Raw genomic sequence first — 15270 nt, forward strand, 5'->3', positions numbered from 1 at the left:
CTTGCCGGCGATGGCTGCGGCATGGCCAGCATTGAAGTTGCCTGACACACCGCTATCGCAGGCAAGCCAGCTCCCACATGGGATGTGTCGCGCGTTAAATCAAAAAATAATCCCGGCCTTCGACCTGCCCCCGACGCAGCGGGTTCCGCGTGCAATAAGGCGCATAGCCAGCATCGACGAAACGGTACATCAAGTGCTCATCGCGCCCAGTGGGAATGCCCAGGCGCGTAGTCTGGATAATCTGCGTGGGCACCTGGCCCACGTCTTCGACATACAGCAGTTCCTGATCGAAGCGCTTGGCATCCCACATTGGCACTTTCAGGCCCAGTGCCTTGCACAGCAGCGTCTGGCCTGCACACAGCTTCTGCGAGGGGCGTGGGCTGCCGTCGGGGTTGGGGTTGTTCAACAGCATCTGCGCCAGGCTCGCCGCCCCGGAAATTTCGTCGACCCAGGGATAGGCCGATTTGATCAGCACGGCATTGCCCGGGCCGTGGGCGCTGAAGTTCAACGAATCACCGCCACGGGCGTAGTACATGTAGATATGGCCACCATCCAGAAACAAAGCCTTACGCTTTTCTGTGTAGCCGAGTGAGGCGTGGCTGCCTTTTTCGGCCACGTAATAGGCTTCGGTTTCAATAATTCGCGCCGAAAGCCAGAGATCGCCCACACGATGACGAATGACTTTTCCGAGTAATTCACGCGCAAGCAGTTGGGCATCGCGGTCGAAGAAGCTATCGGGCAGCGGGCTGGCGGGGAACAGTGGGGGAAAGTCGGGCATGGCGGTCAAGGGTTGATACGGCTAAATGTGACCGAATCATAACAACTCTCACCTTAATTACGGCTGAACCTGGGGTTTTTACAGTTCATTTCGACCATCCGCCCCTCACCGCTGTCAGTCGGGCGGCGTCACAGCTATAATCTGCCGCTTTCCTCTTTGCCAAGACTCCCTGACCATGACTGAGTCCGTTCTTGACTACATGACCCGCCTGGGTCGCGCTGCCCGGCAGGCCTCGCGGTTGATCGCCCGTGCGAGCACCGCGCAGAAGAACCGTGCGCTGCTGGCGGCTGCGGATGCTCTGGATGCTTCGCGCTCCGAGTTGACCGCCGCCAACGAGCTGGACCTGGCCAATGGGCGCGCTAACGGCCTGGAGCCAGCCCTGCTGGACCGCCTGGCGCTGACCCCGGCACGTATCGACGACATGATCGAAGGCCTGCGTCAGGTGGCCAAGCTGCCTGACCCCATCGGTGAAATTCGCGACATGCGCTACCTGCCGTCCGGCATCCAGGTGGGCAAGATGCGCGTGCCCCTGGGCGTGATCGGCATCATCTATGAGTCGCGTCCGAACGTGACCATCGACGCCGCGAGCCTGTGCCTCAAGTCTGGCAACGCCACTATCCTGCGTGGCGGTTCCGAAGCGATCAATTCCAACCGCGCCATCGCCGCCTGCATCCAGCAGGGCCTGGCCGTGGCCGAGTTGCCGGCTGAAGTGGTGCAAGTAGTGGAAACCACCGACCGTGCTGCCGTGGGCGCGCTGATCACCATGCCGGAATTCGTCGACGTGATCGTGCCGCGGGGTGGCAAGAGCCTGATCGAGCGCGTCAGCCGTGATGCCAAGGTGCCAGTTATCAAGCACCTGGACGGCGTCTGCCATGTGTTCATCGACATCGCCGCCGACCTCGACAAGGCGATTCGCATTGCCGACAACGCCAAGACCCACCGCTACGCGCCGTGCAACACCATGGAAACCCTGCTGGTGCACGCTGGCATTGCCGAGCGTGTGCTGCCGCCGCTGGCCGCCATCTACCGTGACAAGTCGGTAGAGCTGCGCGGTTGCGAGCGCACCCGTGCGCTGCTGGGCGCGGACGTCATCGAGGCGACCGAGCAGGACTGGTACACCGAGTACACGGCCCCGATCCTGTCGATCCGCATCGTCGACGACCTGGACCAGGCCATCGAACACATCAATACCTATGGCTCCAAGCACACCGACGCCATCGTTTCCGAGCATTTCAGCGATGCCCGGCGTTTTCTCAACGAAGTGGATTCCGCTTCGGTGATGGTCAACGCCTCGACGCGTTTTGCCGACGGCTTCGAGTACGGCCTGGGGGCTGAGATCGGTATTTCCACCGACAAGCTCCACGCACGCGGCCCGGTGGGCCTCGAAGGGCTGACCAGTGAGAAGTACGTGGTGTTTGGCGACGGTCATGTGCGCACTTGATGACTAAACGCATCGGGCTGCTCGGCGGTACTTTCGACCCCGTGCACATCGGCCATTTGCGCAGTGCCCTCGAAGTTGCGGATGCCCTTGCGCTGGATGAGCTGCGCCTGCTGCCCAATTTCCGGCCGCCCCATCGCGACACGCCGCAGGTGGCCGCCGAGCAACGCCTGGAAATGGTGCGTGTTGCCGTGGAAGGTATATCGCCGCTGGTGGTGGACGATCGCGAACTCAAGCGCGATAAACCGTCCTACACTATCGACACCCTGGAGCTGATGCGCGCCGAATTGGCCGCGGATGACCCACTGTTTCTGCTTTTGGGCTGGGACGCATTTTGCGGCCTGCCCTCTTGGCACCGCTGGGAGGAACTCCTCCAGCATTGCCACATCCTGGTTTTGCAACGCCCGGATGCCGACAGCGAACCGCCGGATGCCTTGCGCAACCTGCTGGCCGCGCGGTCGGTAAGTGACCCCTTGGCCCTGACCGGGCCGAACGGGAATATTGCATTCGTCTGGCAGACCCCGCTTGCGGTGTCCGCCACCCAGATCCGTCAACTGCTGGCCAGCGGGAAGTCGGTACGTTTCCTGGTGCCTGACGCGGTCCTGGCCTACATCGATGCGCACGGGCTTTACCGTGCGTCGAACTGAAAAGGCGCGCTTGAACGCACGAACCGTGCAGCAAGCGCCCGAACATACGAGCAAAACGAGTTTTATATGACGAACAAAGACGTAAGCAAAGTTAAGCGCAAAGGCACCTTCAAAAGCGCGCCGCTGCCGGTTGAAGCCCATGTCGGCCCGGAATTGGCTGGCGAAGAGCTGGTGAAAGTCGCCGTGGCTGCCCTGGAAGACGTTAAAGCCCAGGACATCCAGGTGCTGGACGTGCGCGACAAGCAGAGCATCACCGACTTCATGATCATCGCCACCGGTACCTCCAACCGCCAGATCGGCGCGATGCTGGACAAGGTTCGCGAAGCCGTCAAAGCCCAGGGCGTCAAGCCACTGGGTGAAGAAGGCAAGGGCGACAGCGACTGGGTGCTACTGGACATGGACGATGTGATCGTTCACATGATGACCTCCAATGCTCGCCAGTTCTACGACCTGGAACGTCTGTGGAAAGGCGCCGAGCAGAGCCGTGCCGCCGATGGCAAGCACCACAGCCCGGAAGTGGGCCACGCGCACTTCGACAAGCTCAACAAAGACCAGGAATAAGGAACGGCTGTGCGCCTGCGTCTGATCGCTGTCGGTTCACGCATGCCCAAGTGGGTGGAAGAAGGCTGGCACGAATATGCCAAGCGTCTGCCCGCTGAGCTGTCGCTTGAGCTGGTGGAAATACCGCTCAATACCCGGGGCAAGAATGCCGACGTGGCGCGCTTTATCCGTCAGGAAGGCGAAGCCATGCTGGCCAAGGTCGGCCCCAATGAGCGCATCGTCACCCTTGAAGTGCACGGCAAGCCCTGGAGCACCGAGCAACTGGCGGTGGAACTGGATCGCTGGCGCCTGGATTCGCGCACGGTCAATTTCATGGTCGGCGGCCCGGAAGGGCTGGCGCCGGAAGTCTGTGCGCGGGCCGATCAGCGTTGGTCGCTGTCGGCGCTGACATTGCCACACCCGTTGGTAAGGATTCTGATCGGTGAACAGCTGTATCGCGCCTGGACAGTCCTGTCCGGGCACCCTTACCACAAATAGTCTGCGCCGCCCCCGATGACCCAGCCGATCCGCATCAAGGACCACGAGAAAGACGCACGTCTGGTACGCGCGCGGGTGGTGTTCGGTGCTGTCTTGGTGGTGGTGCTGATGTGCGTGCTGATTGCGCGGCTGTATTTCCTCCAGGTGATCCAGTACGACTATCACTCCACGCTGTCGGAAAACAACCGGGTGCATGTGCAGCCGATTCCCCCGACCCGTGGGCTGATTTTCGACCGCAATGGCGTAGTGGTTGCCGATAACCGGCCCAGCTTCAGCCTGAGCATGACCCGTGAACGCTCCGGCGACTGGAAGCAGGTCCTGGATGTCATCGTCGAGGTGCTGCAACTGACGCCGGAAGACCGGGCCGTCTTCGAGAAGCGCATGCGGCAGGGGCGCCGGCCGTTCGAGCCGGTGCCGATCCTGTTCGAGCTGACCGAAGAGCAGATCGCCCGTATTGCGGTGAACCAGTTCCGCCTGCCGGGTGTGGAAGTGGTGGCGCAGTTGGTGCGGCATTACCCGCAAGGGCCGCACTTTGCCCACTCCGTTGGCTACATGGGGCGGATCAACGAGAAAGAGCTGAAAACCCTCGACCCGATCAACTACAGCGGCACCCATCACATCGGCAAAACCGGTATCGAGCGCTTCTACGAGGCCGAGTTGCATGGCCAGGTAGGTAACGAGGAAGTCGAGACCAATGCGCGTGGTCGCGTATTGCGCGTGCTCAAGCGCACCGATCCGGTGCCGGGCAAGGACATTGTCCTGAGCCTGGACATTAAGTTGCAGGAAGCTGCCGAGATGGCTCTGGGCGGTCGGCGGGGTGCCGTAGTGGCGCTGGACCCGAAGACTGGCGAAGTGCTGGCGATGGTCAGCCAGCCCAGCTTCGACCCCAACCCCTTTGTGACTGGCATCAGCTTCAAGGCCTACGCAGAGCTGCGTGATTCCATCGACCGGCCACTGTTCAACCGTGTGTTGCGCGGCCTGTACCCACCGGGCTCGACCATCAAGCCGGCGGTGGCGATTGCCGGCCTGGATGCTGGCGTGGTCACGGCCTCAAGCCGGGTGTACGACCCTGGCTACTACATGCTGCCCAACTACGATCACAAGTACCGTAACTGGAACCGCTCCGGTGACGGCTATGTCGACCTAGACACCGCGATCATGCGCTCCAACGACACCTATTTTTACGACCTGGCCCATAAACTGGGAATTGATCGGCTGTCTGCCTACATGGGCAAGTTCGGCCTCGGTCAGAAAGTCTCCCTGGACATGTTCGAAGAATCCCCCGGCCTGATGCCGTCGCGGGAGTGGAAGCGTGCGACCCGCCGCCAGGCGTGGTTCCCCGGCGAAACCCTGATCCTGGGTATCGGCCAGGGCTATATGCAGGCCACTCCGCTGCAACTGGCCCAGGCCACGGCGCTGGTGGCGAACAAAGGCGTGTGGAACCGACCGCATCTGGCCAGGACCATCGAAGGCGAAAAGCCGGTGGACGACAATCCGATTCCTGACATTGTCCTGCGTGACCCGTCCGATTGGGCCAAGGTCAACCACGGCATGCAGCAGGTGATGCACGGCGCTCGCGGCACTGCGCGCAAAGCGGCAATTGGCGCTCAATACCGCATTGCCGGCAAAAGTGGTACCGCCCAAGTGGTCGCGATCAAACAAGGCGAAAAGTATGACCGCTCCAAGGTCCAGGAACGCCACCGCGACCACGCCTTGTTTGTCGGCTTTGCCCCGGCGGAAGACCCAAAAATCGTGGTGGCAGTGATGGTCGAGAACGGCGAGTCCGGCTCCGGCGTCGCGGCCCCAGTGGTACGCCAGGTGATGGACGCCTGGCTGCTGGCCGACGATGGCCGGCTCAAGCCCGAGTATGGCGGCCCCCCTTCAAGTCCCGAGGTTACGGCCCGTGAAGAGTAATTTTGACCGCATCCTCTCCAGCGAAGATGTGATGCGTCGCCGTGCGACGTTGCTGCAACGCATGCACATTGATGGCCCCCTTCTGATCCTGCTGCTGACCCTGGCGGCCGGCAGCCTTTTTGTACTGTATTCGGCCAGCGGCAAGAACTGGGACCTGCTGATCAAGCAGGCGTCCTCGTTTGGCCTGGGCCTGCTGTCGATGGTGGTGATCGCCCAGTTGGAGCCGCGTTTCATGGCGCGCTGGGTGCCCTTGGGGTATGTCGCCGGCGTGTTGTTGCTGGTGGTGGTGGACGTCATGGGCCACAACGCCATGGGCGCCACACGCTGGATCAACATCCCCGGGGTGATTCGCTTCCAGCCGTCGGAATTCATGAAGATCCTGATGCCCGCCACCATTGCCTGGTACCTGTCCAAGCGCACCTTGCCGCCGCAGCTCAAGCACGTGGCGATCAGCCTGATCCTGATCGGTGTGCCCTTTGTGTTGATCGTGCGCCAGCCGGACCTTGGCACCTCGTTATTGATCCTCGCCGGTGGCGCGTTCGTATTGTTCATGGGCGGCCTGCGCTGGCGCTGGATCCTCAGCGTGCTGGCAGCCGCCGTGCCCGTGGCCGTGGCCATGTGGTTCTTCTTCATGCACGACTACCAGAAGCAACGGATCCTGACGTTCCTCGACCCGGAGAGCGACCCGCTGGGTACTGGCTGGAACATCATCCAATCCAAGGCGGCCATCGGTTCCGGCGGGGTATTTGGCAAGGGATGGTTGCTGGGCACCCAGTCTCACCTGGACTTCTTGCCCGAGAGCCACACCGACTTCATCATCGCGGTGATGGGCGAAGAGTTCGGCCTGGTGGGCATTTGCGCGTTGTTGCTGATTTATCTGCTGTTGATTGGTCGCGGCCTGGTGATCACTGCCCAGGCGCAGACGCTGTTCGGCAAATTGCTCGCCGGCAGCCTGACCATGACTTTTTTTGTTTATGTTTTCGTCAACATCGGTATGGTCAGTGGCCTGCTGCCGGTGGTTGGGGTGCCGTTGCCATTCATTAGCTACGGCGGAACTTCGCTGGTGACATTGCTGTCAGCGTTTGGGGTTTTGATGTCGATTCATACGCATCGCAAGTGGATCGCACAGGTTTGAATAAGGTGAAGATGTCAATGCAAGTAATGCGCGGCTGGGCGACTCGGCATGCGACCTGGATGGGCCTGATCGGGCTGCTGGGTGCAACGCAAGAGGCGCAGGCCGGTGACTACGATGGCTCTCCCCAGGTTGCCGAATTTGTCGGTGAGCTGACCCGCGACTACGGTTTTGCCGGTGAGCAACTGATGGGCGTGTTTCGCGAAGCCCAGAAAAAGCAGGCGATCCTCGACGCCATCTCCCGGCCCGCCGAACGCGTCAAGCAGTGGAAGGACTATCGCCCGATGTTCCTCACTGATGCGCGCATCGCCCGCGGCGTGGATTTCTGGCGCCAGCACGAGGCGGTACTGGCCCGCGCCGAGCAGGAGTACGGCGTGCCGGCGCAGGTGATCGTCTCGATCATCGGCATCGAAACCTTCTACGGGCGCAACACCGGCAGCTACCGGGTGATCGATGCCTTGTCGACACTGGGCTTCGATTACCCGCCCCGCGCCGAGTTCTTCCGCAAGGAACTGCGCGAATTCCTGTTGCTGGCCCGCGAAGAGCAGGTCGACCCGCTGAGCCTCAAGGGCTCCTACGCCGGGGCGATGGGCTTGCCGCAGTTCATGCCGAGCAGCTTTCGCGCCTATGCGGTGGATTTCGACGGTGACGGGCACATCAATATCTGGAGCAACCCCGACGATGCCATCGGCAGCGTGGCCAGCTACTTCAAGCGCCACGGCTGGGTCGCCGGCGAGCCGGTGGTTATCCGCGCCGATGTCACGGGCGAGCGCGCCGACGAGGGCCTGACCCAAGGTATCGAACCGGTCAAGACCGTCGGGGAGTTGCGAGCGCTGGGCTGGTCGAGTCAGAATGCGCCACGCGACGACATGCCGGTGACGGCATTCCGCCTGGAAGGCGCAAATGGCCCTGAATACTGGATGGGCCTGAAGAATTTCTACGCAATCACGCGTTATAACCGCAGTGTGATGTACGCCATGGCCGTGCATCAGCTGTCAGATGAGCTGGTTCAAGCACGGGGCAACAAGTAATGCGGGTATCGCCGTTCAAAAAACCGCTCAAGCTGGTGGCGTTCGCCGCGTTGTCCTTGTTGGTAGCCAGTTGCTCCACCACCCCTAACCGTGCGCCGGCCAAGAAGGCGGGCGGTGCGGTGGTACGTGCCCAGCCGGGCTTGGACATCAACCGCGCGCACAAAGACGGCGCGCCGTGGTGGGATGTGGATGTGTCGAAAATCCCGGACGCCACGCCGACCCTGCACACCGGCCCGTACAAGGCCAACCCCTATACCGTGCTGGGCAAGAATTACTTCCCGCTGCAGGAATCCAAGACTTACGTGCAGTCGGGCACCGCGTCCTGGTACGGCACCAAGTTCCATGGCCAGAACACCGCCAACGGCGAAGTGTATGACCTGTATGGCATGAGCGCGGCCCACAAGACCCTGCCGCTGCCTAGCTATGTGCGCGTGACCAACCTGGACAACAATCGCACCGTGATCCTGCGGGTCAATGATCGTGGGCCGTTCTATTCGGACCGGATCATCGACTTGTCCTACGCGGCCGCCAAGAAACTCGGTTATGCCGAAACCGGCACCGCACGGGTCAAGGTCGAAGGCATCGATCCGGCGCAGTATTGGGCCCAGCGTGGCAAACCCGCGCCATTGATGCTCAACGAACCGCCAACCCCGCAACCGCAAGTGACGGCCTCCACCGGCAAGATCGAGCAATGGACCCCGCCACCTGCGCAGCATGCGCCTGATACCGTGGTGGTACCTCACGCGGCAGCGGGCGCCTCCATGGCCGGTGGGCAATACCTGCAGGTCGGCGCTTTCGCCAACCCGGATGCGGCAGAACTGTTAAGGTCCAAGCTCAGCGGCATGGTCAGCGCGCCGGTCTTCATCAGTTCCATCGTGCGTAACCAGCAAACCTTGCACCGTGTACGCATGGGCCCTATCGGCTCGCCGAGCGAAGTGGCACAAGTGCAGAACAGCGTGCGTCTGGCCAATCTGGGGCAACCCAGCGTGGTCACCGCAGAATAAGCAGTAACGGATTGATGGCTCAGACGCGCATGCGCGCTTGAACCCTGGTTGTTGGCTCGTTGAACAATAAAAACCCAGGGGCAAGGGGTGAGCGGGCAACCGAACACGTGACAGTCTGGAAGCGGGCTGTCTGAATAGTTTTGCCCGCGAGGGCAAGTTTCCATAAGCAATTTCGAGAGACGGATGAACATCACCACCTTAGCCAAACGTACGTGCCTGCTTATCTCGCTGATCATCACCCCGGCCGCCTGGGCGGTTGAAATGGTGCCGGCCTCCCCGCAACTGGCCGCCAAGTCGTGGGTCCTCATGGACGCCGCCAGTGGCAACGTGCTGGTCGAAAACGGCGGTGATGTACGCCTGCCGCCTGCCAGCCTGACCAAGCTGATGACTGCCTACATCGCGACCCTGGAAATCCGTCGCGGCCAGATCGGCGAAAACGACCCGGTTACCGTCAGCGAAAACGCCTGGCGTACCGGTGGTTCGCGGATGTTCATCAAGGTGGGTTCGCAAGTCACCGTGAGCGACCTGCTGCACGGCATCATCATCCAGTCCGGTAACGACGCCAGCGTCGCCCTGGCCGAGCACATCGCCGGCAGCGAAGACGCCTTCGCCGACATGATGAACAAAACCGCCGGTGAGTTGGGCATGACCAACAGCCACTTCATGAACCCGACCGGCCTGCCGAACCCAGAGCACTATTCGTCGGCTCATGACATGGCGATCCTGGCGCGCGCCATCATCCGCGTTGACCCGGTGCACTATGCGATCTACTCCCAGAAGGAATTTTTCTGGAACAACATCAAGCAGCCTAACCGCAACCTGTTGCTGTGGCGCGACAAGACCGTCGATGGCCTGAAGACCGGCCACACCGACGAAGCCGGCTACTGCATGGTGTCGTCCGCCGTACGTGATGGCCAGCGCCTGATCGCCGTGGTATTCGGCACCAACAGCGAGCAGGCCCGTGCGGCCGAGACGCAAAAACTGCTGACTTACGGCTTCCGCTTCTTCGAAACCCAGACCTTCTACCAGAAGGGTGCTGAGCTGGCGACCGCGCCGGTGTGGAAGGGCGCGACGTCGCAAGTCAAGGCCGGCCTGGCCGACGACCTGACCCTGACCATGCCTAAAGGCCAGCTGAAAAAGCTCGCCGCCAGCATGACCCTGAACCCGCAATTGGTTGCGCCAATCGCCAAGGGTGATGTGATCGGCAAGGTCGAAGTGAAGCTGGACGACAAGGTGGTGCACAGCGCCGACCTGATCGCGCTGGACGCTGTCGAGGAAGGTGGTATCTTCCGCCGCGTATGGGATAGCATCCGTCTATTCTTCTACGGCTTGTTCAACTGATTGTGTGCACCTGCAAAGCCCCGCGTTGATCCAACGCGGGGCTTTGCCCGTCGCCACGGCTTAGCGCTTACGAGGCTGTTCTGCCATGACCGATAAAGACGTAGAAGTAAAGGCGCCAAAGATCGAATTTCCTGTGACGGATTATCCCGTCAAGGTGATCAGCGATACCGGTGTCGGCCGCAAGGACAAGATTCTCGAGATCGTCAGGAAGCACGCGACGATCAACGACAACCGCGTGGACGAGCGCCAAAGCTCCACCGGCAAGTACACCACGATCCAGTTGCACATCGTTGCGACCGATCAAGACCAGCTCTACAACATCAACAGCGAACTGCGAGCCACCGGCTTCGTGCATATGGTGCTGTGATGTCGCAAGTCCTGGGCTTTCGCGAGCTCGGCCGGATGGCATACGAGCCGGTCTGGCATGCCATGCAGCGCTTTACCAATGAGCGCGGCACTTCGGCCCCGGATGAAATCTGGCTGGTAGAACACCCGCCGGTATTCACCCAGGGCCAGGCCGGCAAGGCCGAACACTTGCTGCTGCCGGGTGATATTCCGGTGGTGCAGGTCGACCGAGGGGGTCAAGTGACTTACCATGGGCCCGGTCAACTGGTGGCTTACCTGCTGCTGGACGTGCGCAAGCTGGGGTTTGGCGTGCGCGACCTAGTCAGCCGCATGGAGACGTGCCTGATCGAGCTGTTGGCCAGTTACGGCGTGACCGCCGTGGCCAAGCCCGATGCACCGGGTGTATACGTGGATGGCGCGAAAATCGCCTCCCTGGGGCTGCGCATTCGCCACGGTTGTTCCTTTCATGGCCTGGCCTTGAATGTGGACATGGACCTGGCGCCGTTCCGACGGATCAACCCGTGCGGTTACGCCGGGCTTGCGATGACCCAGTTGAGTGACCATGCAACATCCATAGAATTTGCCGAGGTAAGTGCCCGGCTGCGCGCGCAGCTCGTCAAACACCTCGACTATGCAGAGCAGACGACCCTGACGGGCGGAATCGATTGATATGACTACTGATGTTGTGCAAACCATGATCCCGACGCTGGACATCACTGAGCGTCCAGCCCCGGCCCCGCGTGCCAAGGTGGAAGCCGGCGTCAAGCTGCGCGGCGCCGAGAAGGTTGCACGCATCCCGGTCAAGATCATCCCGACCACCGAACTGCCGAAGAAACCTGACTGGATTCGCGTGCGCATCCCGGTTTCGCCGGAAGTCGACCGTATCAAGTCGCTGCTGCGCAAACACAAGTTGCACAGCGTATGCGAAGAAGCCTCCTGCCCGAACCTGGGCGAGTGCTTCTCTGGCGGCACCGCCACGTTCATGATCATGGGTGACATCTGCACCCGTCGCTGCCCGTTCTGCGACGTCGGCCACGGCCGTCCGAAGCCGTTGGACGTCAACGAGCCAGAAAGCCTGGCCATCGCCATCGCCGACCTGAAGCTCAAGTATGTAGTGATCACCTCCGTGGACCGCGACGACCTGCGTGACGGTGGTGCCCAGCACTTTGCCGACTGCATCCGCGAGATCCGCAAGCTGTCGCCGAACGTGATGCTCGAAACCCTGGTGCCGGACTACCGGGGCCGTATGGACGTCGCCCTGGACATCACCGCTGCCGAGCCGCCGGATGTGTTCAACCACAACCTGGAAACCGTGCCGCGCCTGTACAAGGCGGCGCGCCCGGGTTCGGACTACCAGTGGTCGCTGACCCTGCTGCAGAAATTCAAGCAGATGATGCCGCACATCCCGACCAAGTCCGGCTTGATGCTGGGCCTGGGTGAAACCGACGAAGAAGTCATCGAAGTCATGAAGCGCATGCGCGAACACGACATCGACATGCTGACCCTGGGCCAGTACCTGCAACCGTCCCGCAGCCACTTGCCGGTGCAGCGCTTCGTGCACCCGGACACCTTCGCCTGGTTCGCCGAGGAAGGCTACAAGATGGGCTTCAAGAACGTGGCCTCGGGCCCGTTGGTGCGGTCTTCGTACCACGCCGATGAGCAGGCCAAGCTGGTCAAGGCGAGCCTGGTTTCGTAAGCCGCTCCAGGATCAATGTGAAATGCGGGCTTGTGTGGGAGCTGGCTTGCCTGCGATAGCATCACCTCGGTGTCACTGATACACCGAGGCGCTTGCATCGCAGGCAAGCCAGCTCCCACATTTCGTTCTGCGTCATATAGGGAGAACCATGGATGACCGCCGCCGTACCTGCACTGCGCCCCGAAGGCACCCTCGGCCTGATCGCCCCCGCCGGCCCCGCCGCGCTGGATGTTGAAAAAGCCCGGCAATGGATGCGTGCCCGTGGCTACGACCTGCACATTTTCCCTGGTGTGCACGAGCGCGACGGCTACCTGGCCGGTAGCGATGAAGTGCGCCTGCGCGATTTGCATGCCGCCTTCGCCAACCCCGACATCGATGCCATCCTCTGCCTGCGTGGCGGCTATGGCACGCCCCGTTTGCTCGATGCGCTGGACTTTGACCTGCTGCGCGCCAACCCCAAGCCGTTTGTGGGCTACAGCGATATCACCGCCTTGCACCTGGCCATCAACCGCTATGCGGGCTTTGTGACGTTCCATGGCCCGATGCTCAATGCCGACCTGCTCGGTGGCAAACAGCCGCCCACCGAATCCTCTTTGTTCAGCCTGCTGCGTGGCCAACGGGGCGCCGGCAGTGTGCTGCCGCACCCGATGGCCTACCCGTTGATCACAATCGAGCCCGGTGTGGCTTGTGGGCGCTTGCTGGGCGGTAACTTGTCGATGATCGCCGCAGTCATGGGCACGCCGTACGAAATAGACGCTGACGGCATCATCCTGTTTATCGAAGACGTCAACGAACCGCTCTATCGCATCGACCGATTGCTGACTCACCTGCGATTGGCTGGCAAGCTGGCCCAGGTCGCCGGTGTGCTGGTAGGGGATGTGGCCGGTGTGGATAGCGCGGCGTTGGCGCATCTGCTGAAGCAGACCTTTGAGCCGCTGTGCATTCCAGTGCTGGCAGGCTGGCGCAGTGGGCATTGCGACCCGAACCTGACATTGCCGATGGGCGCCTTGGTGCGCCTGGATGCGGGGGAGCAGCGGGTGGTGTTGGAGCAGGATGTAGTGTTCAAGGCCTGATCGTTCCCACGCTCTGCGTGGGAATTCCTCCAGTGACGCTCTGCGTCACCCTCTTCAGCCGCGGACGCGGAGCGTCCAAGGCAGCACTCCCACGCAGAGCGTGGGAGCGATCACTTCAGCGGTTCTGCAGCGATTCCAGCAATTTCACCGTCGGATACCCATCCGCCGGCCAGCCCAGCGCCTGCTGTGCAGCCCGAATCGCCTTGCGCGTGTTGGCGCCAATAATCCCGTCGGCATTACCCGCGTCATAGCCTTTGGCGCTGAGCGCCGTCTGCAGGTCAATGCGTTGCGAACGGCTCAGTGGCAGCTCATCTTTTGGCCAGCTGCCCCGAATCACACCGCCGCCGCCAAATCGCTCCGACAGCAAGCCAACCGCCAATGCATAGGACGACGAATTGTTGTACTTGAGGATCGCGCGGAAGTTATCCAGCACCAGGAACGCCGGGCCACGGTAGCCGGCCGGCAGCAGCAGGGCGGCGGACAGCTGGTCGACATTGGCCGGCAGGCTCACGCCAGGCGGCAATTGGATGCCCAGTTGCAGCCATTGCGCCACGGTCTTGCGCACGCCGCCATCGGCCAGGCTGTAGTCGAAGCCCGACGGCAGCGGCTGTACTTCAACGCCCCACGGCTGGCCTTTCTGCCACCCCGAGCTTTGCAGGTAATGCGCCGTGGAGGCGAGGGCGTCGGACGGGCTGTTCCAGATATCGCGGCGACCGTCACCGTCAAAGTCCACGGCATGGGTGTTGTAGGTGGTCGGGATGAACTGGGTCTGGCCCATCGCCCCGGCCCAGGAACCTTTCATCTGGTCGGCCTGAATATCGCCATGCTGGATGATCTGCAGCGCTGCCAGCAACTGCGCTTGCGCAAAGGCCGGCCGACGTCCTTCATAGGCCAGGGTGGCCAGGGAGCGGATCACCGAGTTATTGCCCTGGAAAGCGCCGAAGTTGCTCTCCATGCCCCACACCGAGACCAGCGCCTGGCGGTCGACGCCATAGCGTTGCTCGATGCTTTGCAGAATATCGGCGTACTTGACCAGCAGTGCCTGGCCATTGCGCACGCGCACCGGCGACAGTGCACCGTCGAGGTATTCCCACACCGGGCGAGAAAATTCCGGTTGGCTGCGGTCGGCGCGAATCACCGCCATATCAGGGGTGACGCCGGCAAAAGCGTTATCGAACACGGCCGCAGTGATCCCGGCTTGCAGCGCTTGAGCACGGAAGCCAGCTTGCCATTCGGCAAAGGTCTGGGTCGGCTGGATATCGAGATTGTCCACCGCCAACGGGGCCACCACGGCAGGCGCGATAGCCGGGGCCGTCTGGAGCTTGGGCAGGGGTTGAGCGTCCGCAGCGGTAGGTTTTTCGGCGCAGGCGACGAGCAGAATGAGGCTGGAGGCAGCGATCAATTGGCGTAGGTGCCAATGACGAGAAAGACGAGAGGGCATGCACAGGTCCAGGGGGTTACAAATCAGGTACAGACCTTATCATGCCAGAGGGGCGCTTGCCTTCAGGCAGCCAGAAAGTAAGAAGCCTCCCAGCTATTAGACTGGAAGGCTTCGCGGCGGTAGCTGCCTTTGCCCTTGCCGGCGCGTTCCTGACGGCTGCGGAACAGTGGCTGGGCGATGATGGATTTGGCTTTGTTGGGGCCATGCTTGGATGGCTTTTTGCTCATGATGGATTCTCTCGCTTGGGGGTGGAATGCAGCGGTGCAAATCATCTGCCGAAGTGGGCCGGCTGTAAAGCCCGTCGATAGGTGGGAAATGTTGCAAATAGGCAGTGGGCAGAGTCAATGTGGGAGCTGGCAAGCCAGCTCCCACAGGGTTTTGTGCCGTTGTAC

General features: G+C 61.7%; 16 protein-coding genes. 13 read left to right on the plus strand and 3 right to left on the minus strand.

All coding sequences use genetic code 11. The features are described from left to right. Window positions 1–94: 94 nt before the first annotated feature. Window positions 95–778, minus strand: a complete 684-nt coding sequence (locus tag FXO12_RS22685; protein ID WP_057975550.1) for a DNA-3-methyladenine glycosylase — start codon at window positions 776–778, stop codon at window positions 95–97. 175 nt (window positions 779–953) lie between these two features. Here FXO12_RS22685 and FXO12_RS22690 point away from each other — a divergent pair, with 175 nt between their 5' ends. The 13 genes from FXO12_RS22690 to FXO12_RS22750 all read left to right on the plus strand — a co-directional run bounded on the left by FXO12_RS22690 (window position 954) and on the right by FXO12_RS22750 (window position 13437). Next, window positions 954–2219, plus strand: a complete 1266-nt coding sequence (locus FXO12_RS22690) for a glutamate-5-semialdehyde dehydrogenase (RefSeq protein WP_034126904.1) — start codon at window positions 954–956, stop codon at window positions 2217–2219. Then, complete coding sequence (gene nadD / locus FXO12_RS22695; protein WP_003194480.1) at window positions 2219–2863, plus strand: nicotinate-nucleotide adenylyltransferase; 645 nt, start codon at window positions 2219–2221, stop codon at window positions 2861–2863. The genes FXO12_RS22690 and nadD overlap by 1 nt, the downstream gene beginning before the upstream one ends. A gap of 66 nt (window positions 2864–2929) precedes the next feature. Next, window positions 2930–3424: a ribosome silencing factor gene (gene rsfS, locus FXO12_RS22700; protein ID WP_003176298.1), complete on the plus strand. Its 495-nt coding sequence runs from the start codon at window positions 2930–2932 to the stop codon at window positions 3422–3424. Between the two features lie 9 nt (window positions 3425–3433). Continuing rightward, window positions 3434–3901 carry a 23S rRNA (pseudouridine(1915)-N(3))-methyltransferase RlmH gene (gene rlmH, locus FXO12_RS22705; RefSeq protein ID WP_003176297.1) on the plus strand — a complete coding sequence of 156 codons (468 nt, stop codon included), beginning with the start codon at window positions 3434–3436 and terminating at the stop codon, window positions 3899–3901. A 15-nt stretch (window positions 3902–3916) separates the two neighbouring features. Next, the gene (gene mrdA / locus FXO12_RS22710) at window positions 3917–5815 is read left to right on the plus strand and encodes a penicillin-binding protein 2 (RefSeq protein WP_034126905.1); all 1899 of its coding nucleotides are present in this window, start codon (window positions 3917–3919) and stop codon (window positions 5813–5815) included. 31 nt (window positions 5816–5846) lie between these two features. After that, the gene (gene rodA, locus FXO12_RS22715) at window positions 5847–6950 is read left to right on the plus strand and encodes a rod shape-determining protein RodA (protein ID WP_044268991.1); all 1104 of its coding nucleotides are present in this window, start codon (window positions 5847–5849) and stop codon (window positions 6948–6950) included. Between the two features lie 17 nt (window positions 6951–6967). Beyond that, window positions 6968–7978 (plus strand): lytic murein transglycosylase B, encoded by a 1011-nt coding sequence (gene mltB / locus FXO12_RS22720; RefSeq protein ID WP_054896188.1) that lies wholly within the window; start codon window positions 6968–6970, stop codon window positions 7976–7978. Beyond that, window positions 7978–8982: a septal ring lytic transglycosylase RlpA family protein gene (locus FXO12_RS22725; protein WP_032895156.1), complete on the plus strand. Its 1005-nt coding sequence runs from the start codon at window positions 7978–7980 to the stop codon at window positions 8980–8982. Before mltB ends, FXO12_RS22725 begins: the two co-directional genes overlap by 1 nt. Window positions 8983–9165: 183 nt before the next feature. Further along, window positions 9166–10323, plus strand: a complete 1158-nt coding sequence (locus FXO12_RS22730; protein WP_003194468.1) for a D-alanyl-D-alanine carboxypeptidase family protein — start codon at window positions 9166–9168, stop codon at window positions 10321–10323. 85 nt (window positions 10324–10408) lie between these two features. Then, the gene (locus FXO12_RS22735) at window positions 10409–10690 is read left to right on the plus strand and encodes a DUF493 domain-containing protein (RefSeq protein ID WP_005791752.1); all 282 of its coding nucleotides are present in this window, start codon (window positions 10409–10411) and stop codon (window positions 10688–10690) included. Further along, on the plus strand, window positions 10690–11337 hold the full coding sequence (gene lipB, locus FXO12_RS22740; protein WP_034126907.1) for a lipoyl(octanoyl) transferase LipB: 648 nt from the start codon (window positions 10690–10692) through the stop codon (window positions 11335–11337). The genes FXO12_RS22735 and lipB overlap by 1 nt, the downstream gene beginning before the upstream one ends. Before the next feature lie 25 nt (window positions 11338–11362). Further along, window positions 11363–12364 (plus strand): lipoyl synthase, encoded by a 1002-nt coding sequence (gene lipA / locus FXO12_RS22745; RefSeq protein WP_161793230.1) that lies wholly within the window; start codon window positions 11363–11365, stop codon window positions 12362–12364. Window positions 12365–12516: 152 nt separating this feature from the next. Next, the gene (locus FXO12_RS22750) at window positions 12517–13437 is read left to right on the plus strand and encodes an LD-carboxypeptidase (RefSeq protein ID WP_057975549.1); all 921 of its coding nucleotides are present in this window, start codon (window positions 12517–12519) and stop codon (window positions 13435–13437) included. A 115-nt stretch (window positions 13438–13552) separates the two neighbouring features. Here the strand turns inward: FXO12_RS22750 and FXO12_RS22755 are convergent, their stop codons facing one another. Together FXO12_RS22755 and arfA are read right to left on the minus strand one after the other, a co-directional pair. Beyond that, on the minus strand, window positions 13553–14878 hold the full coding sequence (locus FXO12_RS22755) for a lytic murein transglycosylase (RefSeq protein ID WP_003194458.1): 1326 nt from the start codon (window positions 14876–14878) through the stop codon (window positions 13553–13555). A gap of 62 nt (window positions 14879–14940) precedes the next feature. Further along, window positions 14941–15105 carry an alternative ribosome rescue factor ArfA gene (gene arfA / locus FXO12_RS22760; protein ID WP_003176285.1) on the minus strand — a complete coding sequence of 55 codons (165 nt, stop codon included), beginning with the start codon at window positions 15103–15105 and terminating at the stop codon, window positions 14941–14943. Between the last annotated feature and the right edge of the window lie 165 nt (window positions 15106–15270).

The organism is Pseudomonas sp. J380 (assembly GCF_009827115.1).
GTDB classification, from domain to species: domain Bacteria; phylum Pseudomonadota; class Gammaproteobacteria; order Pseudomonadales; family Pseudomonadaceae; genus Aquipseudomonas; species Aquipseudomonas paracarnis.